This window comes from Streptomyces spiroverticillatus, assembly GCA_014650415.1.
Classification (GTDB): Bacteria; Actinomycetota; Actinomycetes; order Streptomycetales; family Streptomycetaceae; genus Streptomyces; species Streptomyces spiroverticillatus.
Genome location: BMUX01000019.1, coordinates 133,488 through 158,642, shown reverse-complemented (window position 1 = coordinate 158,642; position 25,155 = coordinate 133,488). Strand labels below are relative to the sequence as shown.

Below are 25,155 nucleotides of genomic sequence, written 5' to 3'. Positions count from 1 at the left end.
GGGACAGGGGCACAAACCGGGGGTCCGGGGGCGGAGCCCCCGGCAGGAACANGGGCGGAGCCCCCGGCAGGAACAGCACCCCCCACCGTCCCGCACGGCGGCTCCCCGGCCCCACGCCTAGTGGCTCGCCGCCGCCGCGATATTCCGCACCATCCCCCCGAACACCACCCCGTGGAACGGCGCCACACTCCACCAGTACGCATGCCCCGCCAGCCCATGCGGATGGAACACCGCCCGCTGCCGGTACACCGTCCGTCCCTCCCCGTCCCGCTCCACCCCCAGCTCCAGCCACGCCAGCCCCGGCACCCTCATCTCCGCCCGCAGCCTCAGCAGCCGGCCCGGCTCGATCTCCTCGACCCGCCAGAAGTCCAGCGAGTCCCCGACCCGCAGCCGCGCCTTGTCCCTGCGGCCCCGGCGCAGGCCCACTCCTCCCACGAGGCGGTCCATCCAGCCCCGTACCGCCCAGGCCAGCGGGAACGAGTACCACCCGTTCTCGCCCCCGATGCCCTCGATCACCTTCCACAGCCGCTCCGGCGACGCGTCCACGACCGTCTCCCGGACGTCCGTGTAGAGGCTGCCGCCCGCCCAGTCCGGGTCCGTGGGCAGCGGGTCGCTGGGCGCGCCCGGCACCGAGGCCGACGACCAGCGCGTGGTCACGTTCGCGTCCTGCACCCGCCGCAGCGCCAGCTCCACCGCCCGCTCGAACCCGATCGGCGCGTCGGGCGGGGTGGGGACGTACGTCTCGATGTCGTGCTCCGCGCACACCACCTCGTGCCGCAGCGACTCCGACAGCGGCCGGGCGATCGAGGCGGGGACCGGGGTGACGATCCCGACCCAGTGGCTGGACAGCCGCGGGGTGAGCACCGGGACCGGCAGGATCAGCCGCTTCGGCAGGCCCGCCACCCGGGCGTAGCGCTGCATCATGTCGCGGTAGGTGAGGATGTCGGGCCCGCCGACGTCGAAGGTGCGGTTGACGTCCGCGGGCAGCTTTGCGCAGCCCACGAGGAGCCGCAGCACATCCCGTACGGCAATGGGCTGGATACGCGTACGGACCCAGCTCGGCGTCACCATGAGCGGCAGCCGCTCGGTCAGGTACCGCAGCATCTCGAACGACGCCGAGCCCGAACCGATGATCACCGCCGCCCGCAGAACGGCCGTCGGCACCCCCGAATCCAGCAGGATGCGGCCGACCTCCGCCCGCGAGCGCAGATGCGGGGAGAGTTCGCGCTCCGGTACGCCCGACGGGGTGAGCCCGCCCAGGTACACGATCCGCCCGACCCCCGCCCGCTGCGCCTCCTCGCCGAAGACGCGTGCGGCGCGGCGGTCGGTCTCCTCGAAGCGGGTGCCGGTGCTGAGGGCGTGGACGAGGTAGTACGCCACGTCGACGCCCTCCATGGCCCGCCGCGTCGACTCGGGGTCGGTGACGTCGCCCCGGACCACCTCGACCTGCCCCGACCAGGGGAAGTCGCGGAGTTTGGCGGGGGTGCGGGCGAGACAGCGGACCCGGTGGCCGGCGGCGAGGAGTTCGGGGACGAGCCGGCCGCCGATGTAGCCGCTGGCTCCGGTCACCAGGCAGTGCATGCGCGCTCCTTCGGTGGGGTGGTGCTTCCACTGTGGTCGACGGCCCGGATACCCGCCTTTCCGCCCTGCTGACGAGCCGGCCCCGCCTGTCACCCTTCCGGCGCCCGGGTGAAGCGCACGGGCCCGGTGCCGACTGCCGGGCCCCGGCTGCGGGAATTGTCTTGCCGGGAGGCGGGGGAGCAGCCGACCATGAGCCATGGAAAAGCCGTCTCCGCAGCTCACCGCCCCACCGGCCACAGGCGTCCGCCTGGAGTGGGACGCCCTGCCGCCCCACGTCCGTACCGCCGTCGAGCGCGACATTCTCGGCGCGCCCGTCGTCGAGGCCCGCACCCAGCAGGGCGGTTTCTCCCCCGGCGTCGCCGCCCGGCTCACCTGCTCCGACGGCAGCCGCGCGTTCGTGAAGGCGGTCAGCTCCGAGACCAACCCGCACTCCCCGAAGCTCCACCGCCGCGAGGCCCGCAACACCGCCGCGCTGCCGCCCGGTGTCCCCGCCCCGCGCCTGTTGGGCTCGTACGACGACGGGACCTGGGTGGTCCTCGTGCTGGAGGACGTCGAGGGCGTCCAGCCCCGCATCCCCTGGCGGCGCGACGAGCTCGACCGCGTGCTGGCGGCCCTCGCCGACCTCAGTGCCGGGCTCACCCCGGCACCGTACGAGGCCCCGCGCACGGAGGAGGCGGACGCGCACACCTTCCGGGGGTGGCAGCAGCGGCTGGAGTCGGGGGAGCGGGACGGGCTCGACCCGTGGGTGTCCGCCAACCTCCCCCACCTGGTCGAACTCTCCGCCCGCTGGGCCGAGTTCGCCCACGGCGACACCCTCTGCCACGCGGATCTGCGCGCCGACAACATCCTCCTCACCCCCGACGGTGGTGCCGTCTTCGTCGACTGGCCGCACACGGTGCGCGCTGTGGCGTGGTTCGAGCTGCTGGTGATGCTGCCGAGCGTGGCCTCGCAGGGTGGGGGCGACCCGGAGGAACTCTTTGCCGCCCACCCGTCGGCGGTCGGGGCGGATCCGGACGGTGTCACCTGCGTGCTGGCCGCGCTCGCCGGGTACTTCGTCCACCACTCGCTGCTGCCCGCCCCTCCCGGCCTGCCCACGCTGCGGCCCTTCCAGGCCGCCCAGGGCGCGGTCGCGGTGGCGTGGCTGCGGCGCAGGCTGGGGGAGTGAGGGGGGGGCCTGACGGGCCGGGTGCCCGGTGCCGGGGTGAAAACACCCCGGCACCGGGCCCGTGCTCAGCCCTGCCCCACCGCCACACGCTCCGCGTGCTCGGCCGCCCCCACCAACGCCCTCATCACCCGCAGATCCTCACCCATCTCCGGATGCCATTGGACTCCCAACGTCCAGGTGGAGAAGGCAAGCTCGATGGCCTCGATCGTCCCGTCCTCCGCATGGGCGGAGGCCACGAGCCCCTCCCCGAGGCGCTCCACCGCCTGGTGGTGGTACGCGGGGACGACGTCCAGGTCCGGCACGACGGACGCGTAGAGGGTGCCGGGGACCGGCGTCACCGGATGCTCCCCGAAGACACCCACCGTGTCGCCGTGCCCGTCCAGGTGCTGGACGAGGGTCCCACCCAGCGCCACATTCAGCAGCTGCATCCCCCGGCAGATGCCCAGCAGCGGCGTCCCGGACTCCAGCGCCGCCCGGATCAGCGCCAGTTCCCACGCGTCCCGCTCCGGCGCGGCCGGCCCGGTGCGCGGGTCGCGCTCGGCCCCGTACCGTACGGGATCCACGTCCTGCCCGCCCGCGATCACCACGGCGTCCAGCCGCGCCACCACCTCGGCCGCGCAGTCCGGGTCGTCCGGCGGCAGCAGGACCGCGTGGCCGCCCGCCGCCTGCACCAGCCGTGGGTATCCGGCGGGGACCAGCGCGGCGGGCAGGTCCCACACCCGCCACTTCACGGACGGCTCCAGATACGTGCTGACACCGACGAGGGGCTTGCTGGGCACGGGCGGTTCCTCCAAGAGCAAAGGCGTGTGCGGTACGGGAGTTACTTGCGTTCGAGTTCCGCCTCGGCCGCGGCGAGCGCCGCGAACTCCTCCTCCGGCGCGGACGCGACGAGACGGTGCCGAGAGTAGAGCGCGAAGTAGCCGAGCGCGACGACGTACACGATCAGTGCGATGACCGCCGCCGTGATGTCCACCAGGAACGTCGCGACCAGCGCGAACAGGGCCAGCACGAAGGCCGTCCCCGACGTCGCGATTCCGCCGGGTGTGCGGTAGGGGCGCGGGAGTTCGGGCTCGCGGCGGCGCAGCACCAGATGGGAGAGGGCCATCAGGGCGTAGGAGATGGTCGCGCCGAAGACCGCGATGTTGAGCATGCGGGCGCCGTCGCCGGTGGCGGCGGCGAGGGTGAAGCCGATCGCGCCGGGGATGAGGAGGCCCAGGTAGGGGGCCTTGCGGCGGCTGGTGAGGGAGAGGAAGCGGGGCAGGTAGCCCGCCCGGGAGAGCGCGAAGAGCTGGCGGGAGCCCGCGTAGATGAGCGAGAAGAACGAGGCGACGAGCCCGGCGAGGCCCGCGTAGTTCACGAAGCGGCTCAGGCCGGTCGCGGGGCCGTCGCCCTGGAGAGCCACGACCAGGGGATTTCCGGCGTCCTGGACCGCCGCCGAGCCACGCGCACCGGTCGCCGCGAAGAACGTCAGCATGGCGAGGAGGACCAGGATGCCCATCGCGATGGAGAGTGCCTTCGGCATCGAGCGCACCGGGTCCTTGGCCTCCTCGGCGGCCAGCGGCACCCCCTCCACACCGAGGAAGAACCACATGCCGAACGGGAAGGCGGACCAGATGCCGATCAGCCCGAACGGCAGCCAGGAGCTGGCCCCCAGCGCGTCCTTGTCGACCGGGATGTCATTGAGGTTGTCCGCGTTGAACTCGGCGAACGCGCCGATGGCGAAGATCAGCAGCGCGGCCACCGCGATGGCGGTGACGACCAGGCTGAAGCGCAGAGCCTCGCCGACGCCCCACAGGTGGATGCCGATGAAGATCACGAAGCAGGCCAGGTAGACCGGCCAGCCCGCGGTCAGGCCGAAGAGGTTGAGCGACTCGACGTAGTCGCCGATGAAGATGGAGATCGCGGCCGGGGCGAGGATGTACTCGATGAGGATCGCCGTGCCGGTCAGGAAGCCGCCCCAGGTGCCCAGCGCCCGGCGGGCGAAGCCGTAGCCGCCGCCCGCGGTCGGCAGGATCGCGGACAGCTCCGCGAGGGCGAAGACCAGGCAGGCGTACATCACGCCCATCAGGAGGGTGGCGATGGCGAGCCCGCCGAAACCGCCCTTGGACAGGCCCACGTTCCAGCCGGAGTAGTCCCCGGAGACGACGTACGCGACGCCGAGTCCGGTCAGCAGCAGCCAGCCGGCGCTGCCGCGGCGCAGGGCGCGCCGTTTGAGGTAGTCGGGGTCCTGTGTTCCCGGTGCTCCTGGAGTTGCTGGTGTTCCCTGTGAGGCCATCGCCTCGTGTCCCGCCGGTCCGTCCGTGGCCATGGGCCGCTCCCGCCGTCGCCTGGCAAAGGTGTGGCTCCACACCATTGCGGTCGGGGTCGCGGTTGACAACCCCTCGGCGATTACGGGGGAGTTACGTCAGCACCTCACGTCAGAAATCCCCGCAGCAGCGCCGCCGTGCCCGAGCAGTGCTCCCGCATCGTCGCGCGGGCGGCCTGCGCGTCCCCGGACAGGACGGCGTCCACCAGGGCGGTGTGCTGGGACTGGGAGTGCTCCAGGTTGCGGACCAACAGGGGTATGCAGTCCAGGAGTTCGTTCACCTCGGCCCGCACCGCCGCGTACTGCGCGGCCAGCCGGGGCGAGCCCGACAGCTCCGCCAGCGTGAGGTGCAGCAGGGTGTCCCGTCTGCGGTAGTCCGCCAGCGGGGCGTCGTGCGTGGCGGCCAGGGCCTCGCGCAGCCGGGTCGCGTCCTGGTCGTGCAGCGGGCGTGCGGCGCACAGCCCGGCCGCGCCCACCTCCAGCACCTCCCGGAAGCGCAGGGCGTCCTCCACGTCCAAGTCGCCGATCCTGCGCCGCAGTTCCGCCCCGCCGGGGCTGTCCGGGCGGCGGCACACGAACGTACCGCCGTAGCGGCCGCGCCTGCTCTCCACCAGGCCCTGCTCCTGGAGGACCTTCAGCACCTCGCGCAGGGTGACCCGGCTGATCCGCAGCCGGTCGGCCAACTCCCGCTCGGCGGGCAGCCGTTCACCGGCGGGCACCAGACCCAGGCGCAGCACCTGGAGCACCTGCTCCAGTGCCTCCTCGAAACCGTTGCCCGCCCGCACCGGGCGCAGGACGGCCGTCAGCCGGTCGTCGTGACGGGCTTCGTGGCCCTCGTCGTGGCCCTCGTCCGGCCTGTCGCCCTCGTCGTACTTTTCGTTGCTCGACACGCGCCCGAACCCCCTTCCCAATCAATGGTCTTGGGCCATACCTTAGGGCTCCCGGTGGCTTCCGGCTGACCCAAGGAGGAACTTCCCGTGGCAGACCGCACACCCCCGCTCCCGCTCGAAGAGCTGCGCGCCCTGGTGGCGGGCGGAGAGATAGACACCGTCGTCCTGGCCTTCCCCGACATGCAGGGCCGGCTGACGGGCAAGCGGTTCGCCGCCCCCTTCTTCCTCGACGAGGTCCTGGAGCACGGCGCGGAGGGCTGCAACTACCTCCTCGCCGTCGACGTCGACCTCAACACCGTCGACGGCTACGCCATGTCCTCCTGGGAGAGCGGGTACGGCGACTTCGGGATGCGTCCCGACCTGAGCACCCTGCGCCGGGTGCCCTGGAACGACGGCACCGCGATGCTCATGGCCGACCTGACCTGGCACGACGGCTCGCCCGTCGTCGCCGCGCCCCGGCAGATCCTGCGCCGGCAGATGGACCGGCTGGCCGAACTGGGCTACACCGCGCACGCGGGCACCGAGCTCGAATTCATCGTCTTCAAGGACACGTACGAACAGGCGTGGGACGCCGGGTACCGGGACCTGGTCCCGGTGAACCAGTACAACGTCGACTACTCCATCCTCGGCACCGGGCGTGTCGAACCGCTGCTGCGGCGCATCCGCAACGAGATGGCGGCGGCGGGCCTGGTCGTGGAGTCCGCCAAGGGGGAGTGCAACCCCGGGCAGCACGAGATCGCCTTCAAGTACGACGAGGTGCTCAGGACGTGCGACCAGCACGCGATCTACAAGAACGGTGCGAAGGAGATCGCGGCGCAGGAGGGCGTCTCCCTCACCTTCATGGCGAAGTACAACGAGCGGGAGGGGAACTCCTGCCACATCCACCTCTCGCTGAGGGACGGGGAGGGGCGCAGTGCGATGGCGGGGGACGACCCGCAGGCCATGTCCCCGCTGATGCGGCACTTCCTCGCCGGGCAACTGGCCGCGCTGCGTGACTTCTCACTGCTGTACGCGCCGAACATCAACTCCTACAAGCGTTTCCAGCCGGGGTCCTTCGCCCCGACCGCCGTCGCCTGGGGGCACGACAACCGGACGTGCTCGCTGCGGGTCGTCGGGCACGGGGCGTCGATGCGGTTCGAGAACCGGCTGCCGGGCGGCGACGTCAACCCGTACCTCGCGGTGGCGGCGATGATCGCGGCCGGGCTGTACGGGGTCGAGCACAAGCTCGAACTCCCGGAGGCGTGCGAGGGGAACGCCTACACGGCGGACTACGCGCACGTGCCGAGCACCTTGCGGGAGGCGGCCGAGCTGTGGGGTGCGAGTCCCATCGCGCGGGAGGCCTTCGGGGAGGAGGTGGTGGCGCACTACGCGAACATGGCGAGGGTGGAGTTGGCGGCGTTCGACGCGGCGGTCACGGACTGGGAGCTGAGGCGCTCCTTCGAGCGGATGTAGGGGTACGGGGTCCCCTGTGTCCCGTGCCGGGTGGGGGCGGCGGAGGGGGCTGGGCCTCTCCGTGCCGGTCCCCGTGCGGGGGTGTTGTGGTCTCTGTCCTGTGCGGGTACGTCGTGGCTGGTCGCGCAGTTCCCCGCGCCCCTGGAAGGGGCTGCTTCGCAGCCGCCTTCCCCTTTCCCCCGCAGCCCCCTTGGGCGGCGGGTCCGCCCCCCTCCCTTCCCCAGCCCCCTTGGGCGGCGGGGCCGCCCCCCGGGGGCGGGACGGGCGGGCAAGGGGGCGGCCCGCCCGATCCGGGCCCAGCCGGACACCGCCCCCTGCCCGCACCCACCGGCACCGGCTCACCCGGACACCGCCCCCCCGCCCGCACCCTCGAGCACCGGCCCCCCCCGACACCGCAACCCACCCACCCCAAAGCCCCCACCCCCCGACAAGGACCCCCGTGCAGATCCTCAACCCCGCCACCGGCGAGACCCTCACCACCGTCCCCGCCTCCACCCCCGCCGATGTCGACGCCGCCGTCACCCGCGCCACCGCGGCCCAGCGCGCATGGGCCTCCGCCGCCCCGGCGACCCGCGCCCGCCACCTCCACCGCTTCGCCGCCCTCGTCGACGACCACATCGAGGAGCTCGCCCGACTGGAGGTCCAGGAAGCCGGGCACACCCTCGGCAACGCCCGCTGGGAAGCGGGCAACGTCCGCGACCTCCTCACCTTCTCCGCCGGCGGCGCCGAGCGGCTGAACGGCCGTCAGATCCCCACCCCCGGCGGCCTCGACGTCACCCTCCACGAACCCCTCGGCGTCATCGGCGTGATCGCCCCCTGGAACTTCCCCATGCCGATCGCCGCCTGGGCCACCGCCCCCGCCCTCGCGGCGGGCAACGCCGTCGTCCTCAAGCCCGCCGAGACCACCCCGCTGACCGCCCTGCGCCTGGCCGAACTCGCCCTGGAGTCCGGCCTCCCGGAGCACCTCTTCCAGGTGCTCCCCGGGGAGGGACCCGTCGCGGGCAACGCCCTCGTCGAGCACCCCGGCGTCGCCAAGATCGTCTTCACCGGGTCGACCCGCGTCGGCAAACAGATCATGGCCAAGTGCGCCGACCAGGTGAAGCGCGTGACCCTCGAACTCGGCGGCAAGAGCCCCAACATCGTCTTCGCCGACGCGGACCTGGAGGCCGCCGTCGCCGCCACCCCGATGTCCTTCCTCGACAACTCCGGGCAGGACTGCTGCGCCCGCACCCGCATCCTGGTCGAACGCAGCGTCCACGACCGGTTCCTGGAGCTGCTCGCCCCGCTCATCGAGGGGATCGTCGTCGGGGATCCGTACGACGAGAAGACCCAGATGGGCCCGCTCATCTCGCAGGCCCAGCTGGAGAGGGTGCGCCAGTACGTTCCGGAGGACGCCCCCGGCATCCGGGGCAAGGCCCCCGACGGGCCCGGGTTCTGGTTCCCGCCGACCGTCCTCACCGGGCTCGCCCCCGACGCCCCCGCCGCCGTCGAGGAGATCTTCGGCCCGGTCGCCGTCGTCCTGCCCTTCGAGGACGAGGCCGACGCGATCAGGCTCGCCAACGACACCGAGTACGGGCTGTCCGGGTCGATCTGGACCCGCGACGTCGGGCGCGCCCTGCGCGTCTCGCAGGCCGTGCGGGCGGGCAACCTGTCCGTCAACTCCCACAGCAGCGTCCGCTACTGGACGCCCTTCGGCGGCTACCGCCAGTCGGGGCTCGGCCGCGAGCTCGGCCCCGACGCCCTGACCGCATTCACCGAGACCAAGAACGTCTTCATCAGCACGGAGGCCTGAGAACCATCATGAGCATCGACACCAAAGACGCCAACGACATCGTCTGCCGCCGGCTCGTCGGCCGCACCGCCGTCATCACCGGCGCCGGCAGCGGCATCGGCCTCGCCACCGCCCGCCGTCTCGCCTCCGAGGGGGCGAACGTCGTCTGCGGCGACATCGACGAGACCGCCGGCAAGGCCGCCGCCGAAGCCGTCGGCGGGACCTTCGTCAAGGTCGACGTCACCGACGCCGAGCAGGTCGACGCCCTGTTCACGGCCGCGTACGACACGTACGGCAGCGTCGACATCGCCTTCAACAACGCGGGCATCTCGCCGCCCGACGACGACTCCATCCTCACCACGGGGCTCGAGGCCTGGAAGCGCGTCCAGGACGTCAACCTCACCTCCGTGTACCTGTGCTGCAAGGCCGCCCTGCCCTACATGCAGCGCCAGGGCCGCGGCTCGATCATCAACACCGCGTCGTTCGTCGCGATCATGGGGGCCGCCACCTCCCAGATCTCGTACACCGCCTCCAAGGGCGGCGTGCTCGCGATGTCCCGCGAGCTGGGCGTGCAGTTCGCGCGGGAAGGCATCCGGGTCAACGCCCTGTGCCCCGGGCCCGTCAACACCCCGTTGCTGCAGGAGCTGTTCGCGTCCGACCCCGAGCGGGCCGCCCGCCGCCTCGTGCACATCCCGCTCGGCCGGTTCGCCGAGGCCGACGAGATCGCGGCGGCCGTCGCCTTCCTCGCCTCCGACGACTCCTCCTTCGTCAACGCGACCGACTTCCTGGTCGACGGAGGCATCTCCGGGGCCTACGTCACACCCCTCTAGACCCACCCGGCACGCCGTCTAAGGTGTGCCGCATGAGCATGACGACCCCGCCCGGCTGGTACCAGGACCCCAGCGCTCCCACCCAGGAGCGCTGGTGGGACGGCAATGCCTGGAGCGCGCACACCCGGGCCCCCGGCCAGCCGCAGCAGGCTCCGCAGACTCCGGCCGCCCCGCAGTACGGATATCCCCAGCAGCAGCCGCAACAGCAGCAGGGGTACGGATTCCCGCCCGCCCCCGCGCAGCCCGGCGTCCCGGCACCCCCGGCGGCGCCCCCCGGCAGCGGCGGCGGGGGCGGCGGGCTCGGCAAGGGCGGCCTGATCGCGGTGATCACCGCCGGAGTCGTCCTGGTCGCCGCCATCGTCACCGGCGTCGTCGTCCTCGGCGGCGAGGACGACCCCAAGCCGCCGCCGGTGGCCGCCACCACACCGCCCGTCCCCGGCGGCAGCAGTGCCCCCACCCCGCCGCCCGCCACCACGAACCCCTCGGCGGACGCGTCCGTCCTCGCCGACCAGCTCAACGGCATCACCCTGCCCATCCTCGACGGCTGGGAGATCCCCGAGTTCGGCGGCGACCGCGAGGCCGCCTCCATGCAGACCAAGGAGTCGTACGACTGCCCGGGCGAGCGCGGCTTCTGCTTCCACGGCGCCGTCACCTCGCGCACCGCCCCCACCGGGCAGACCACCCCCGAGGCCGTCGCCAAGGCCGACATCTCCCAGGCGACGGAACTCGCGTACGGCAAGGACGTCCTGGACCGCCAGAAGTACGGCGGCATCAAATCCCACCAGGAGGTGAAGGCCGAGGCCGTCACCGTCGCCGGCAAGCAGGGCTACCTGGTCCGCTGGAAGGTCGTCACGGGGAAGGGCCCCGGCGGGTACGTCCAGTCGCTGGCCTTCCCCAGCAGCATGGGCCCGTCCTCGATCGTCCTCGTCCGGTTCTCCTTCGACGCGGGCCCCGACGGGCCTCCCCTGGACGGCATGGACAAGATCACCCAGGGGATCCGCAACGCCACCTGAGCCCTAGAGGAACGTGCGGCCCTCGCCCCGGTACGTCGGCGCGGTGCCCGTCACGCGGTCGCCCTCGACGAGCTGCAACTCCTCGAAGCGCTCGCAGAGTTCACCCGCCTTGGCGTGCCGGAACCACACCTTGTCGCCGATCAGCAGATCGTCCGCCGCCGCCCCCAGCAGCGGCGTCTGCACCTCTCCCGCGCCCTCCTGCCCGTCGTAGCGCAGCCCCTCGGGCAGGTAGGGCACGGGGGAGCGGTCGGGCCCCGCCACGCCCGACGCCGGGTAGCCGCCGCCGAGCACCGTCACCACGCCCACCCCCGGACGACGTACGACAGGCATCGCGAACAGCGCCGCCGGACGCCCGTCGAACGCCCGGTAGTTGTCGAACAACCGCGGCACGTACAGCCCCGACCCGGCCGCCACCTCCGTCACCGCGTCCTCCGCGACCGTGCTCTCCACGCTCCCGGTCCCGCCGCCGTTCACGAACTCCAGATCCGGTACGACGCCGCGCACGGCCCGCACCACGGCCGCCCGCCGCACCGCCAGCTCCCGGCGCGCCGCACCCTGCATGGCCCGCACCATCCGCGAGCGCACCGGCCGGCCCGGGACCAGGTCGCCGACACCGGCCACATGCCCCTCGTACGCCATGATCCCGACCAGCCGGAAGCCCGGCCGGCGGTCGATCGACCGGGCCAGCTCGGCGAGTTGGTCCGGCTCGCGCAGCGGCGAGCGCAGGGCCCCTATCCGCACCCGCCCGCCGAGCATCCGCAGCGAGGTGTCCATCTCCAGGCAGACCCGGATCTCCTCGGTGCCGCCGTCCCGCGCCCGGTCGATGAGTTCGAGCTGTGCGACGTCGTCCACCATCACCGTCACCGCGGCCGCCAGCTTGGGGTCCGACGCCAGCTCCGCGTACCCCCTGCGGTCGGGCGACGGATAGGCCAGCAGTACGTCCTCGAAGCCGGACCGCGCCAGCCACAGCGACTCGGCGAGCGTGTACGACATCACGCCCTCGAAGCCGTCCATCGCCAGCACCCGCTCCAGCAGCGCCCGGCAGCGCACCGACTTGCTCGCCACCCGCACGGGCTTGCCGCCCGCCCGGCGCACCAAGTCGGCGGCGTTGTCGTCGAACGCCTCCAGGTCGACGACGGCCAGCGGGCCGTCCAGGTGGGCGGTCGCACGGTCGTAGCGGGCACGGTCGGCGGCCCGGGGGGCCTGGGCATGAGCAGCACGGAGAGTCATGGGCGCAGCTTGCCAGAGTCGATTACCGCCCGGTAGGGCCTGTTCGGAGGACGGCTTGGGAAAACCGCCGTTCGGACCGGCGGACAGATCCCGAAGGGACGTTCCGGTCAGATCCGCCCCACGCCGCGCATCGGTTCCCGCCCCGGCGCGGCCAGCCCGTAGAGTGACGGAACTCCGCTGGAAGCCCCGGGTGCCGGGACCCCGGCGGGGTACGAGTCGGGAGTACGCGCAGAGACGGACCTGGGGGCCGGATGACCACCGAACCACACCGCCCCCACCTCCCTCCCCGACCCTCCTCCCCGCCTCCTCCGCCCGCTTCCCGGCCGGGCCCGCCGGACGCGCAGACCCTCCCGCCCGGAACCCGCCCGGCACCCCCGCACAACGTTCCCGGGGCCGCACCCCACACCGCCCCGGCCCCCGCACACGGCCTTCGGGGGCGCACGGCCGGTGCGGATCCTGCTCCCGCGCACGGCCTCCGGGAGCGGGCGGCCGGTGCCGGTCCGGGAGCGCCGTCCGGCACCCTCGGGCCCGGCAACCCCGCATTCGGCGCCCCGGCGCCTTCGCCGTCCGACCGCGCGGAGGGGCAGCGCGGCGTCCCGGCACCCCCGCACGCCGAGCGTGCGACGGTGACGGCGCCGCAGCCTTCCGAACCGGAAGGTGCGCCCCGGGCCCAGCCGCCGTCGTCCGGCCCGTCGGGCGCGGGTGCAGGTGCGGGTTCCGTGCCCGCGGCGCCCCCGTACCCGCCCCAACTGCCCTCCGGTCGGGAGGCCTTCGCGTACGCCGACACCGTCGAGCGGCCCGGTCCCTCCGGGGGCGGGAAGGCCGAGGGGCAGGCACCGCCCCCGCGCGAGGCCGGGCGCGTCGACCTCACGCCCCGTACCGACGGAGCCGCCCCCCTCGCCTTCGCGCCGCCGCAGCACTGGGCGCGCGACGACGAGGAGACCTCCGCCGAGCGCACCACCCGGCTGCGCCCCGTGGGAGCGCGAACTCCCGCCCGTATCGCGGCAGTTGCCGCCTGCGCGGTCCTCGGTGCCGGACTCCTCGGCGGGGCCGTCGCCGGGAGCCTCCTCGCCGTCGACGACCCGGCGGCAGCCACCCCCGACAGCCGCTTCCAGGACGCCCGCAACGCCTGGCACAGCATCCCCGTCGACACCTTCTTCCCCCGCACCCTCAAGGGGCAGGGCGCGGGCCCCGGCGGCGCCGACCGGGCCTGGACCCGGGTGGCCGTGGCCCCCGACGGGACCTGCGCGGACGCCCTCGACCCGCTGCTGGCCAAGGCGCTCGGGCCGGTCGGCTGCGCACGGCTGCTGCGGGCCACGTACACCGACGCCACCACCAGCAGCGTCACCACCGTCGGCATGGTCTTCACCCAGGGCGACCGCGCGGCGACCAGCGCCCTGCGCACCCGGTTCGTACGCGAAAAGCTGGCGGAGCGCGCCGATCTGATGCCGCGTACGTTCCCGGTGCCGGGAACCGTCGCCGCCGGATTCGGCGATCCGCAGCGGGCGAGCTGGACGGTGCGCGTCCTGAAGGACGTACCCGTCGTCGTGTACGCGGTGTCCGGCTTCGCCGACGGGCGCGCCGTCACCGACCCCCAGCCCGCCCCCCGCGCCACCGTCGACGGAGCGACCACCGCCCCCGCCCAGTCCGGCCTCGGCCACGAGGCCAAGGGCATCGCCGACCGGGTCGAACGCGGCCTGCGCAAGACCGTCGAGACGCCCACGGAGACGCCCGGATGAACCACCGCCGCACCGTCCTCGCGGGCGCTGCCGCCGCCCTGCTGGTCGCGCTGCCCGTCGCGCCCGCGCACGCCGACGCCATCCGCGACAAGCAGTGGGGCCTGACGGCGATGCACACGCAGGAGGCGTGGCGCACCACCAAGGGCTCCGGCGTGACCGTCGCCGTCCTCGACACCGGTGTCGACGCCTTGCACCCCGACCTGGCCGGCAACGTCCTGCCCGGACACGACCTCGTCGGCTTCGGCGCGAAGAGCGGCGACCGCTCCTGGGCCCGGCACGGCACCGCGATGGCCTCCATCATCGCGGGCCACGGACACGGCCCCGGCCGGGGCGAAGGGGTGCTCGGCGTCGCCCCCGAGGCGAAGGTGCTGCCGGTACGGGTCATCCTCGAAGGCACCGACCCGGCCCGGGACAAGGCCCGCGAGTCCCGGGGCAACGCCCTGGCCAAGGGCATCCGTTGGGCGGTCGACCACGGCGCGGACGTCATCAACCTCTCGCTCGGCGACGACAGCGAGTCCGCGCACCCGGAGGCCGAGGAGGACGCGGCCGTCCAGTACGCGCTGAAGAAGGGCGCGGTGGTCGTGGCCTCCGCCGGGAACGGCGGCGAGAAGGGCGACCACATCTCCTATCCGGCCGCCTACCCGGGCGTCATCGCGGTGACCGCCGTGAACGCGGCCGGCACGCACGCCTCCTTCTCCACCCGCCGGTGGTACGCGACGGTCGCCGCCCCCGGGGTCGACATCGTGATCGCCGATCCCGACCGCAGTTACTACGAGGGGTGGGGGACGAGCGCCGCCTCCGCCTTCGTCTCCGGGGCGGTGGCGCTGGTCCGCGCCGCCCACCCCGACCTTCCGCCGGCGGAGATCAAGCGGCTTCTGGCCCGGACGGCCCGGGACTCCCCGTCCGGTGGGCGGGACGACTCCCGGGGGCACGGCATGGTGGACCCGGCGGCGGCCATCGCGGCGGCGGGGCGGGGCCGCACTCCGGTCCGCTCCACGGCTGCCGGTTACCCGAACCCGTACTTCGGGCCCGGCCCCACGGCCACCGCCTCCGGCTCGGCGGGCCCGGAGACCTGGGCCCTGGTCGCCGGCAGCGCGGGCCTGCTGCTCCTTGCTGCGGGCGGAGTCCTGTGGCGCGTGTCCCGCTCCCGCTGACCCTGCCGGGGGCTTCCGCCCCCGGACCCCCGTTTTTCGCCCCAGCCCCGCCCCTTCACCTAAACCCTGCGGGGCGTGTGGCGGGCTGCTGTTCCTGATGGGGCTACGCCCCTTGCCCCCTGCACGGGCTTCGCCCGCGCGTCCTCAAACGCCGGACGGGCTGAGTGCCCGCCCGCCCCACCGGCTACCCTCGACCCCGTGCAGCTCAAGAACATCCCGGACCCCGGTTTCTCCGACGACGACGGCTCCGCCCACCCCGCCCTCGCCTCCGCCCTCGCCGCCTGGGCGGAAGGCCCGAAGGACGCGCAGACCCACCAGCGGGTCGTCGAGGCCCTCCCCGGGGCCCGCCTCCTCGTCCCCGTCGTCGCCGTCCTCGGCGAGGTCGAGATCGACCCGGAGACCGGGCTGAAGCAGGAGAAGACCAGCGACATGGCCATGCCGACGCTCCGCGCGGGGGAGCGCAAGGCCCTTCCGGCGTTCACGTCGACCGAGGCGCTCGCCCTCTGGGACCCCGCCGCCCGCCCCGTCGCCGTCCCCCTGCACCAGGCCCTCCAGGCCGCCGCCCACGAGCAGGCCGACACCGTCGTCCTCGACCTCGCCGGGCCCGTGCCCTTCCAGCTCACCGGGCCCGCCCTGCGCGCCCTCGCCGAGGGACGCACCAGCGTCCGGCCGCTGGACGACCCGGCCGTCGTCGAAGCCGTCCGCGCGCTGGTCACCGCCGAGCCCGCCGTGCTCCGTGCCCACCTCCGCCCCGGCGACGCCGACGGCACCCTCGCACTGGTGCTGGCCCCCGACGCAGCCCCCGCCGAGGTCGCACGCCGCATCGCGGAAGCCCTCGCCGCCGACGAGGTGCTGCGCGCCCGGCTCGTACAGGGACTGGACCTGGCACTGCTGCCGCCCGGCAGCACGCCTCCCGGGGAGCCGCTGCTCACCCGCTGAACAGGCGCGTATCCGCACACCGGCAGACAATGCGAAGACAGTCAACGATCTTCGCGAGGTGTGTCATGGACAGACGGACACTGGTCTCCGAATTCCTCGGAACACTGCTTCTGGTCTTCTTCGCCGTCGGCTCGGCCGTCCTGGCGGGCGCCTTCATCGGGACCCTCGGCATCGCGCTGGCCTTCGGCTTCACCCTGCTCGCCCTGGCGTACGCGGTCGGCCCGATCTCCGGCTGCCACGTCAACCCGGCGGTCACGCTCGGCATGCTGACCGCCGGGCGGATCAACGCCCGTACGGCCGTGGGCTACTGGGTGGCCCAGTTCCTGGGCGGCATCGCGGGCGCGGCCCTGCTGTTCCTGCTGGCCAAGCAGGTCCCGGGGCTGAAGACCAGCGGGGCCTTCGGCTCGAACGGGTTCGGCGACCGGTCCGCCGTCGGGATCAACACCGGCGGTGCGTTCCTCGCCGAAGTGGTGCTGACGTTCCTGCTGGTGTTCGTGGTGCTGGCCGTCACGCACAAGGTGGCCGTCCTCGGCTTCGACGGGCTGCCGATCGGCCTCGCCCTCGCCGTCATCCACCTGGTGGGCATCCCGCTCACGGGTACGTCCGTGAACCCGGCCCGCAGCCTGGGGCCCGCCCTCTTCGCCGGGGGCGCGGCGCTCTCCCAGCTGTGGCTGTTCATCGTCGCCCCGCTGGTCGGCGGGGTGCTCGCGGCGCTCGCGCACCGGCTGACGCACCCCGTCGACGCACCGCGCCTCCACGCGGACGACGCGGTGTCTCTGTAAGGAGTACGGATCCTGAGGAGTACGGCTCAGCCGTAGACGGGGCCCGTGTACTTCTCGCCCGGACCCTGACCCGGCTCGTCCGGCACGACCGAGGCCTCGCGGAAGGCGAGCTGGAGGGACTTCAGCCCGTCCCGCAGCGGGGCCGCGTGGAAGGAGCTGATCTCCGTGGCGCTGGCCGTGATCAGGCCGGCCAGCGCCTGGATCAGCTTGCGGGCCTCGTCCAGGTCCTTCTGGTCCTCGCCGCCCTCGGCGAGACCGAGGTTCACGGCGGCGGCGCTCATCAGGTGCACGGCCACCGTGGTGATCACCTCGACGGCGGGAACGTCCGCGATGTCGCGGGTGATGTCGTCGAAGCCCGGCCCCTGCTCGAGGCCGGTCGTGGAGTCGGTGCTGCTGGTCGCGTCGCTCATGCCGTCAACGATAGGTCCCGGCGCACGGGGCTCCGTACACAGGACCGGTTCGCCCGTTCCGCGTACCCCTGGTAGGCTGGTCAAGCGACCGGCCGGACACCTGTGTGCCCGGCCCACAAGTGGAGGCTCCGATCTCCCACCTGACCGTCCCCCGGGACGGCGGGTCACCGGTCAGACGACGGTCCCCATCGTTCCGTACGGACGATGGAACTGTCCGATGTGTGCGCCCCGCGGTTTCAGACGCGGCGGTGCTCCGGTATATCCAGGAGCCCTGCCTGTGTCCCGTCCGGGGCATTTTTTGTATCCCGATGCGGTTGGTCCCAAGAGATAAGACGTCTCGCGGCTGTCTGCCAGACAGTCGTGTGGTGCTACTGAGGAGGATCCATCAGCGCCGAGCCCCGCATCAACGACCGGATTCGCGTTCCCGAGGTGCGACTTGTCGGACCCAGCGGCGAGCAGGTGGGCATTGTCCCGCTCGCGAAGGCCCTGGAACTGGCGCAGGAGTACGACCTCGACCTGGTCGAGGTCGCGGCGAACGCCCGTCCGCCCGTGTGCAAGCTCATGGACTACGGGAAGTTCAAGTACGAGTCGGCCATGAAGGCCCGTGAGGCGCGCAAGAACCAGGCGCACACGGTCATCAAGGAAATGAAGCTCCGCCCGAAGATCGACCCGCACGACTACGACACCAAGAAGGGTCACGTCGTCCGGTTCCTCAAGCAGGGTGACAAGGTCAAGATCACGATCATGTTCCGTGGTCGTGAGCAGTCCCGTCCCGAGCTTGGCTTCCGGCTGCTTCAGCGACTCGCCTCCGACGTGGAGGAACTGGGCTTCATCGAGTCCAACCCGAAGCAGGACGGCCGGAACATGATCATGGTTCTTGGCCCGCACAAGAAGAAGACCGAGGCGATGGCCGAGGCCCGCGAGGCCCAGGCCGCCCGCAAGGCGGAGCGTCAGGGCGTTGCCCAGGACGACGAGCCGGCGGCTGCCGAGGTCGTCGCCGAGGCCCCGGCCGAGGCACCCTCCGAGGCGTGACCCTCGGGGCCGCCACCCAGGCGGCCCCCGGGTCCCGGACCGGAAACCCCAACCAAAGATCTGACGCTCCCGCAGTCCGGTGCCCGCACCGGGGACCGGGGGAGCGGCACTGACGAGGAGATACGGCGCGATGCCGAAGAACAAGACGCACAGCGGTTCCAAGAAGCGCTTCAAGATCACCGGCTCCGGCAAGGTGCTCCGCGAGCGCGCCGGCAAGCGCCACCTGCTCGAGCACAAGTCGTCCCGCGTGACGCGCCGCCTCACCGGCACCGTTGAGCTGGCCCCGGGCGACGCCGCGAAGATCAAGAAGCTTCTCGGCAAGTAATTCCACTGCTCCGGCCATCCCCGGAGCGCTGGAACGAGACCGGGACCAATTCATTTCCGGGTCGTGTGAACACCCCCACGACCCCGCTACAAGGAGTCAAAAGTGGCACGCGTCAAGCGCGCAGTAAACGCCCACAAGAAGCGCCGGGCAATCCTCGAGGCGGCCAAGGGCTACCGCGGTCAGCGTTCGCGCCTGTACCGCAAGGCCAAGGAGCAGGTCACCCACTCCCTGGTCTACAACTACAACGACCGCAAGAAGCGCAAGGGCGACTTCCGTCAGCTGTGGATCCAGCGCATCAACGCCGCTGCCCGCGAGAACGGCATGACGTACAACCGCCTCATCCAGGGTCTGAAGGCCGCCAACATCGAGGTGGACCGCAAGATCCTCGCCGAGCTGGCCGTCAACGACAGCAACGCGTTCGCCGCGCTCGTCGAGGTTGCCCAGAAGGCGCTTCCGAGCGACGTCAACGCCCCGAAGGCCGCCGCCTAAGTCCTCCCGGACAGGCAGCAGAACCCTTCTTGGCTTGAAGCCGGACCCGCAGGCGCACTGAGCGCCTGCGGGTCCGGTTGTTTCCCCGGGGTCCGGGGGTCGCTCCCCGGGAGGGCGCAGCCCGCCCCTTTCGTACGTACGTAGAAGAAGTGAGCCGCACACCCATGGGCACCCCCGAGCTGATCTCCCCGCGTTCCCCCCGCGTCACCGCCGCCAAGCGGCTGGCCAAGCGCAGCTTCCGGGGCAAGGAGCGCCGGTTCATCGCCGAGGGACCGCAGGCCGTGCGCGAGGCCGTCGGCCACCGGGGTCCGGACGGGACGCCGACGCTGATCGAGCTGTTCGCGACCGTGGAGACCGCCGAGCGGTACGCCGACATCGTGGACGCAGCGCACGCCGCAGGGGCCCGGGTGCACCTGGCCGGGGACGACGTCCTCGCCGAGATCTCGCAGACCATCACCCCGCAGGGCATCGTCGGCGTCTGCCACTTCCTGGACTCGCCCTTCGAGGACATCCTCGCCGCCAAGCCCAAGCTGGTCGCCGTCCTCGCGCACGTCCGCGACCCCGGCAACGCCGGTACGGTGCTGCGCTGCGCGGACGCGGCCGGCGCGGACGCGGTCGTGCTGACGGACGCCTCCGTCGACCTCTACAACCCGAAGTCGGTGCGCGCTTCGGTCGGCTCCCACTTCCACCTCCCCGTCGCCGTCGGCGTCCCCGTCGAGCAGGCCGTCGCACAGCTCCAGGCCGCGGGGGTGCGCATCCTGGCCGCCGACGGCGCGGGCGACAACGACCTCGACGACGAGCTGGACGCCGGCACCATGGGCGTCCCCACCGCCTGGGTCTTCGGCAACGAGGCCTGGGGTCTGCCCGAGGAGACCCGCGCGCTGGCCGACGCCGTCGTACGCGTCCCGATCCACGGCAAGGCCGAGAGCCTGAATCTCGCTACGGCAGCCGCCGTGTGCCTCTATGCATCCGCGCGGGCACAGCGGGTACGCACCACTGCCTGAGGACCTCCCGGCCAGAGTAGGGTGACGGGCTCGGGGGCCCTACTGCGCTACTCGGAGAGTGGGGGTACGGGGATGGTCGCGGAGATCACGGAACAGGCCGCTGCGGTACGGGAGTTCGGCGCGTCAGGGATCGGGGCGGACGACCTCCCCGACGGTCTCGTCGTCGCCGACGAGCGGGGCCGCATCGTCTGCTTCAACGCCGCCGCCGCCCGGATCACCGCCGTCCCGGCCGACCTCGCGCTCGGGCGTGCGCTCGTCGACGTACTCCCGCTGGAAGACCTCAAGGGCCGGCGCTGGTGGACGCTCACCGATCCGTACGAAGGACTCGCCATCCGCGCCGGGCAGCCGGAGCGCAACCTCCTGCTGCCGGGCGGGCGCGAGGTGCTGGTGTCCGCGCGGTACGTGCGGGAGCGTCCGCGCGGGCCCGTGCGCCGCGTCGTGGTGTCGCTACGCGGCACCGAGGCCAGGCGGCGCACCGAACGCAGCCACGCCGAGCTGATCGCGACCGTCGCCCACGAGCTGCGCTCGCCGCTGACCTCGGTGAAGGGGTTCACCCGCACCCTGCTGAAGAAGTGGGCGCGCTTCACCGACGACCAGAAGCTGATGATGCTGGAGACCGTCGACAACGACGCCGACCGCATCGCCCGGCTGATCGCCGAACTGCTCGACATCGCGCGGATCGACACGGGGAGGCTGGAGCTGCGCAGGCAGCCCGTCGATGTCGCCGCCGCCGTCGGACGGCATGTCCACGCGCGCATTTCCGCAGGTCAGGCCGCAGACCGTTTCCTCGTACGGATGGAACACCCGCTGCCCGACCTGTGGGCCGACCCCGACAAGATCGACCAGGTGCTGGGGAACCTGCTGGAAAATGCGGTGCGCCACGGCGAAGGAATGGTCACCATTGAGGTGGCGCCCGCCACAGCCAAGGACGACGAGAAGGGAACGGCCGTGACCGTCAGCGACGAAGGCCCCGGAATTCCCGAGGAGTCGCTGAACCGTGTCTTCACCCGTTTCTGGCGGGGCAGCAAGCGCGGCGGCACCGGTCTGGGCCTCTACATCGTCAAGGGCATCGTCGAGGCGCACGGCGGCACGATCACGGTCGGCCGCGGGCCCGGCGGTGGCGCCGAATTCCGATTTATTCTGCCCGTCGGGGCTCCCGCCTATCTGGCCTGAGCGCCCCACGGGCTTCTTCGTACCCTGCGTCCCTTTAGACTCGACCTTTGGCACCTTTGCGTCCTCATGCGTCGAGCAGGGCCGCCCACCAGCCATCGGAAGTACGGGAAGAGATGTCCGCACCCAATAAGTCGTACGACCCTGTCGAGGTCGAGGCGCTGAAACCCGAAGAGATCGAGCGCATGCGGGACGAGGCGCTGGCCGCCTTCGAGGCCGCCGCCGACCTCGACGCGCTCACGCACGCCAAGACCGCGCACACCGGGCCCACCTCGCCGCTGTCCCTCGCCAACCGCGAGATCGGCGCGCTCCCGCCCCAGGCCAAGGCCGAGGCGGGCAAGCGCGTCGGCATGGCGCGCGGCGCCGTCAACAAGGCCCTCGCCGCCCGTCTGGCGGTGCTGGAGGCCGAGCGCGACGAGCGCGTGCTGGTCGAGGAGGCCGTCGACGTCACGCTGCCGTACGACCGCGTCCCGGCCGGCGCCCGCCACCCGCTGACCACGTTCATGGAGCGCGTTGCCGACGTCTTCGTGGCGATGGGCTACGAGGTCGCCGAGGGCCCCGAGGTCGAGGCCGAGTGGTTCAACTTCGACGCCCTGAACTTCGTGCCGGACCACCCGGCGCGGCAGATGCAGGACACCTTCTTCGTGCAGGGTGCCGACGGCAAGAAGACCGACGAGTCGGGTGTCGTGCTGCGCACGCACACCTCGCCGGTGCAGGCGCGCGCGCTGCTCGAGCGCCGCGAGCCGCCCGTGTACGTCGTGTGCCCCGGCCGCGTCTACCGCACCGACGAGCTCGACGCCACGCACACCCCGGTCTTCCACCAGATCGAGCTGCTGGCCGTCGACGAGGGCCTGACCATGGCCGACCTCAAGGGCACCCTGGACCACATGGTCCAGGCGCTCTTCGGCGAGGGCGTGAAGACCCGGCTGCGCCCGCATTACTTCCCCTTCACCGAGCCGTCCGCCGAGATGGACATGGTCTGCTACGTCTGCCGCGGCGAGTCCGTCGGCAACCCGGACCGTCCCTGCCGCACCTGCGGCAGCGAGGGCTGGATCGAGCTGGGCGGCTGCGGCATGGTCAACCCGAAGGTCCTTACGGCCTGCGGCGTCGACCCGGAGAAGTACAGCGGGTTCGCCTTCGGCTTCGGCATCGAGCGGATGCTGATGTTCCGGCACAACGTGGAAGACATGCGAGACATGGTCGAGGGTGACGTGCGTTTCACTCGGCCCTTCGGGATGGAGATCTGATGCGGGTCCCGCTTTCCTGGCTGCGGGAGTACGTAGACCTCCCCGCCACCGAGACCGGCCGTGACGTGCAGGCCAAGCTGGTGTCCGCAGGACTTGAGGTCGAGACGGTCGAGCAGACCGGCGGCGGCATCAAGGGCCCGCTGGTCGTCGGCCAGGTCCTGACCATCGAGGAGCTGGAGGGCTTCAAGAAGCCGATCCGCTTCTGCACGGTCGACGTCGGCTCCGCCAACGGCACCGGCGAGCCGCAGGAGATCGTCTGCGGCGCGCGCAACTTCGCCGTCGGCGACAAGGTCGTCGTGGTCCTCCCGGGCGCGGTGCTGCCCGGCGACTTCGCGATCGCCGCGCGCAAGACGTACGGCAAGACCTCGCACGGCATGATCTGCTCCGGCGACGAGCTGGGCATGGGCGACGACGGCACGCACGGCATCATCGTGCTGCCGCCGGAGTACGAGCCGGGCACCGACGCCATCGAGCTGCTGGAGCTCGTCGACGAGGTGCTGGACATCGCGGTGACGCCGGACCGGGGTTACGCCCTGTCCATGCGCGGCATCGCCCGCGAGACCGCCACCGCGTACGGGCTGCCCCTGCGCGACCCGGCACTGCTCGACGTCCCTGCCCCGAACTCGTACGGCTACCCGGTGAAGATCAGCGACCCGCAGGGCTGCGACCGCTTCACCGCGCGCACCGTCACCGGGCTCGACCCCGAGGCCCGTTCGCCGATCTGGATGCAGCGACGCCTCCAGAAGGCGGGCATGCGCCCGATCTCGCTCGCCGTCGACATCACGAACTACGTGATGCTGGAGCTGGGTCAGCCGCTGCACGCCTACGACCGCTCGCGCGTCCAGGGCACCATCGGTGTCCGCCGCGCCGAGCAGGGCGAGAAGTTCACGACGCTCGACGGCGCCAAGCGCGTCCTGGACGCCGAGGACCTCGTCATCACCGACGACCGGGGCCCCATCGGCCTGGCCGGCGTCATGGGCGGTGCGAACACCGAGGTCGCCGACGTCGAGATCGACGCGGAGACCGGTGAGGCCAAGGGCACCACCGAGCTGGTCATCGAGGCGGCGCACTTCGACGCGCTCACCATCGCGCGCGCCTCCCGCCGCCACAAGCTGTCCTCCGAGGCGTCCAAGCGCTTCGAGCGCGGCGTCGACCCCGAGGCCGGCCCGGCCGCCGTGCAGCGCACGGTGGACCTGCTCGTGCTGCTCGCGGGCGGCACCGCCGAGGCCGGGGTCACCGAGGTCATCGCGCCCTCCGCGCCCCGCACCATCTCCATGGGCGCGGACCACCCGGACCGCGTCGCGGGCGTCGCCTACGGCCGCGAGACCGTCGTGCGCCGCCTCCAGGAGGTCGGCTGCGACGTCTACGGCACCGACGAGCTCGTCGTGACCGTGCCGTCCTGGCGCCCCGACCTGGCGTTCCCGAACGACCTGGCCGAAGAGGTCATCCGGCTGGAGGGCTACGAGAACCTGCCCTCCACGCTGCCGACCCCGCCGTCCGGCCGCGGTCTCACCGAGCGCCAGCGGCTGCAGCGCCGCATCGGCCGTGCGCTGGCCGGTGCCGGTTACGTCGAGGCGCTGAACTACCCGTTCGTCGGGGACGCCGCCTTCGACCAGCTCCAGCTGGCCGCCGACGACGACCGCCGCCGTACCGTCAAGCTGGTCAACCCGCTCGCCGACACGGAGCCCGCGCTCCGTACGACGCTGCTCCCGGGCCTGCTCGGTGCGCTGCGCCGCAACGACGGGCGCGGCAGCCACGACCTGGCGCTCTTCGAGACCGGTCTGGTCTTCCTGCCCTCGGGCGAGGAGACCAAGGCGGTGCGCCTGCCCGTCGACCGCCGTCCCACCGACGAGCAGATCGCCGAGCTCAATGCCTCGCTGCCCGCCCAGCCCCGGCATGCCGCCGTCGTCCTCGCGGGCGCCCGCGAGCAGGCCGGCTGGTGGGGCAAGGGCCGCCCGGCGACCTGGGCCGACGCCGTCGAGTCCGCCCGTGCGCTGGCCCGCGAGGCCGGTGCCGAGCTGCTCGTGGCCGCCGCGGCGAACGCGCCGTGGCACCCGGGCCGGTGCGCCGCGCTGTCGGTCGTCGTGGACGGCGAGGCGAAGGTCATCGGGTACGCCGGTGAACTGCACCCGCGCGTCATCAAGGCGATGAACCTGCCCGAGCGCACCTGCGCGATGGAGCTGGACCTGGACGTGCTGGAGCAGGCGGGACAGGGCGCGCTCGTCGCACCCAGGATCTCCACCTTCCCCGTCGCCACCCAGGACGTCGCCCTGGTCGTCGACGCGGACATCCCGAACGTCGTCGTCGAGGGATGGCTGCGCAAGGGAGCGGGTGAACTCCTGGAGGACATCCGCCTGTTCGACGTCTACACCGGCGAGCAGCTCGGCGAGGGCAAGAAGTCCCTCGCGTACGCGCTGCGCTTCCGCGCCGCCGACCGCACGCTCACCGTCGAGGAGGCCTCGGCCGCCCGCGACGCGGCGGTGGCGCTCGCGGCCGAGCACACGGGCGCCGTGCTTCGCGGCGCGTAACACCCGTATGAGTAACTCCCGTTGAGGGCGTTACCGAGGGGCACATCCGGGACACGGGTGTGCCCCTCACTCATTTGGGTGAGATCCACGGGCGATGTA

At 72.5% G+C, this 25,155-nt stretch carries 22 protein-coding genes; 16 read left to right on the top strand and 6 right to left on the bottom strand.

Translation table 11 applies throughout. The features are described 5' to 3' along the window. Positions 1 to 117: 117 nt before the first annotated feature. Positions 118 to 1,581 carry an SDR family oxidoreductase gene (locus IE269_RS35870; RefSeq protein ID WP_189827467.1) on the bottom strand — a complete coding sequence of 488 codons (1,464 nt, stop codon included), beginning with the start codon at positions 1,579 to 1,581 and terminating at the stop codon, positions 118 to 120. A 196-nt stretch (positions 1,582 to 1,777) separates the two neighbouring features. Between IE269_RS35870 and IE269_RS35865 the strand changes: the two genes are divergently transcribed. Further along, on the top strand, positions 1,778 to 2,746 hold the full coding sequence (locus IE269_RS35865) for a phosphotransferase family protein (RefSeq protein ID WP_189827466.1): 969 nt from the start codon (positions 1,778 to 1,780) through the stop codon (positions 2,744 to 2,746). Positions 2,747 to 2,811: 65 nt separating this feature from the next. Here IE269_RS35865 and IE269_RS35860 read toward each other — a convergent pair whose 3' ends face one another. The 3 genes from IE269_RS35860 to IE269_RS35850 all read right to left on the bottom strand — a co-directional run bounded on the left by IE269_RS35860 (position 2,812) and on the right by IE269_RS35850 (position 5,857). Continuing rightward, positions 2,812 to 3,525 (bottom strand): gamma-glutamyl-gamma-aminobutyrate hydrolase family protein, encoded by a 714-nt coding sequence (locus tag IE269_RS35860; RefSeq protein WP_189827465.1) that lies wholly within the window; start codon positions 3,523 to 3,525, stop codon positions 2,812 to 2,814. Positions 3,526 to 3,566: 41 nt separating this feature from the next. Further along, complete coding sequence (eat, locus tag IE269_RS35855; protein WP_189827484.1) at positions 3,567 to 5,021, bottom strand: ethanolamine permease; 1,455 nt, start codon at positions 5,019 to 5,021, stop codon at positions 3,567 to 3,569. Positions 5,022 to 5,158: 137 nt separating this feature from the next. Next, positions 5,159 to 5,857: a FadR/GntR family transcriptional regulator gene (locus IE269_RS35850; protein WP_229898164.1), complete on the bottom strand. Its 699-nt coding sequence runs from the start codon at positions 5,855 to 5,857 to the stop codon at positions 5,159 to 5,161. Between the two features lie 171 nt (positions 5,858 to 6,028). On the opposite strand from IE269_RS35850, the gene IE269_RS35845 reads away from it, so the two are divergent. From IE269_RS35845 to IE269_RS35830, 4 genes are all read left to right on the top strand, one after another. After that, on the top strand, positions 6,029 to 7,393 hold the full coding sequence (locus tag IE269_RS35845; RefSeq protein WP_189827463.1) for a glutamine synthetase family protein: 1,365 nt from the start codon (positions 6,029 to 6,031) through the stop codon (positions 7,391 to 7,393). Positions 7,394 to 7,832: 439 nt separating this feature from the next. Next, entirely contained in the window at positions 7,833 to 9,185 is a 1,353-nt protein-coding gene (locus IE269_RS35840) for an aldehyde dehydrogenase family protein (RefSeq protein ID WP_189827462.1), read from the top strand. A gap of 8 nt (positions 9,186 to 9,193) precedes the next feature. Then, the gene (locus IE269_RS35835; RefSeq protein ID WP_189827461.1) at positions 9,194 to 9,994 is read left to right on the top strand and encodes a 3-oxoacyl-ACP reductase; all 801 of its coding nucleotides are present in this window, start codon (positions 9,194 to 9,196) and stop codon (positions 9,992 to 9,994) included. A gap of 32 nt (positions 9,995 to 10,026) precedes the next feature. Then, on the top strand, positions 10,027 to 11,007 hold the full coding sequence (locus IE269_RS35830; RefSeq protein WP_189827460.1) for a DUF2510 domain-containing protein: 981 nt from the start codon (positions 10,027 to 10,029) through the stop codon (positions 11,005 to 11,007). Positions 11,008 to 11,010: 3 nt separating this feature from the next. Here the strand turns inward: IE269_RS35830 and IE269_RS35825 are convergent, their stop codons facing one another. After that, positions 11,011 to 12,237, bottom strand: coding sequence for an amino acid deaminase/aldolase (locus tag IE269_RS35825; RefSeq protein ID WP_189827459.1), 1,227 nt, complete (start codon positions 12,235 to 12,237; stop codon positions 11,011 to 11,013). A 719-nt stretch (positions 12,238 to 12,956) separates the two neighbouring features. Here IE269_RS35825 and IE269_RS35820 point away from each other — a divergent pair. The 4 genes from IE269_RS35820 (at position 12,957) to IE269_RS35805 (ending at position 16,851) form a co-directional block, all read left to right on the top strand. Further along, entirely contained in the window at positions 12,957 to 13,976 is a 1,020-nt protein-coding gene (locus IE269_RS35820; RefSeq protein WP_229898137.1) for a hypothetical protein, read from the top strand. After that, positions 13,973 to 15,130 carry a type VII secretion-associated serine protease mycosin gene (gene mycP / locus IE269_RS35815; RefSeq protein ID WP_189827458.1) on the top strand — a complete coding sequence of 386 codons (1,158 nt, stop codon included), beginning with the start codon at positions 13,973 to 13,975 and terminating at the stop codon, positions 15,128 to 15,130. The genes IE269_RS35820 and mycP overlap by 4 nt, the downstream gene beginning before the upstream one ends. A 198-nt stretch (positions 15,131 to 15,328) precedes the next feature. Continuing rightward, on the top strand, positions 15,329 to 16,069 hold the full coding sequence (locus tag IE269_RS35810) for an SseB family protein (protein ID WP_189827457.1): 741 nt from the start codon (positions 15,329 to 15,331) through the stop codon (positions 16,067 to 16,069). A gap of 65 nt (positions 16,070 to 16,134) precedes the next feature. Beyond that, positions 16,135 to 16,851 (top strand): MIP family channel protein, encoded by a 717-nt coding sequence (locus tag IE269_RS35805; RefSeq protein ID WP_189827456.1) that lies wholly within the window; start codon positions 16,135 to 16,137, stop codon positions 16,849 to 16,851. A gap of 26 nt (positions 16,852 to 16,877) precedes the next feature. On the opposite strand, the gene IE269_RS35800 is transcribed toward IE269_RS35805, so the two are convergent. After that, positions 16,878 to 17,261, bottom strand: a complete 384-nt coding sequence (locus tag IE269_RS35800; RefSeq protein WP_189827455.1) for a DUF1844 domain-containing protein — start codon at positions 17,259 to 17,261, stop codon at positions 16,878 to 16,880. A 384-nt stretch (positions 17,262 to 17,645) separates the two neighbouring features. Here IE269_RS35800 and infC point away from each other — a divergent pair, with 384 nt between their 5' ends. From infC to pheT, 7 genes are all read left to right on the top strand, one after another. Beyond that, complete coding sequence (infC, locus tag IE269_RS35795) at positions 17,646 to 18,293, top strand: translation initiation factor IF-3 (RefSeq protein WP_229898163.1); 648 nt, start codon at positions 17,646 to 17,648, stop codon at positions 18,291 to 18,293. 130 nt (positions 18,294 to 18,423) lie between these two features. Next, entirely contained in the window at positions 18,424 to 18,618 is a 195-nt protein-coding gene (gene rpmI / locus IE269_RS35790; protein WP_189827454.1) for a 50S ribosomal protein L35, read from the top strand. Between the two features lie 102 nt (positions 18,619 to 18,720). Beyond that, on the top strand, positions 18,721 to 19,107 hold the full coding sequence (rplT, locus tag IE269_RS35785) for a 50S ribosomal protein L20 (RefSeq protein ID WP_189827453.1): 387 nt from the start codon (positions 18,721 to 18,723) through the stop codon (positions 19,105 to 19,107). A 164-nt stretch (positions 19,108 to 19,271) separates the two neighbouring features. After that, on the top strand, positions 19,272 to 20,111 hold the full coding sequence (locus IE269_RS35780) for a TrmH family RNA methyltransferase (protein WP_189827482.1): 840 nt from the start codon (positions 19,272 to 19,274) through the stop codon (positions 20,109 to 20,111). A gap of 72 nt (positions 20,112 to 20,183) precedes the next feature. Beyond that, the gene (locus IE269_RS35775; protein WP_189827452.1) at positions 20,184 to 21,284 is read left to right on the top strand and encodes a sensor histidine kinase; all 1,101 of its coding nucleotides are present in this window, start codon (positions 20,184 to 20,186) and stop codon (positions 21,282 to 21,284) included. A 113-nt stretch (positions 21,285 to 21,397) separates the two neighbouring features. Continuing rightward, entirely contained in the window at positions 21,398 to 22,528 is a 1,131-nt protein-coding gene (gene pheS / locus IE269_RS35770) for a phenylalanine--tRNA ligase subunit alpha (RefSeq protein ID WP_189827451.1), read from the top strand. Next, positions 22,528 to 25,056, top strand: coding sequence for a phenylalanine--tRNA ligase subunit beta (pheT, locus tag IE269_RS35765; RefSeq protein WP_189827450.1), 2,529 nt, complete (start codon positions 22,528 to 22,530; stop codon positions 25,054 to 25,056). Before pheS ends, pheT begins: the two co-directional genes overlap by 1 nt. Positions 25,057 to 25,155: the final 99 nt, after the last annotated feature.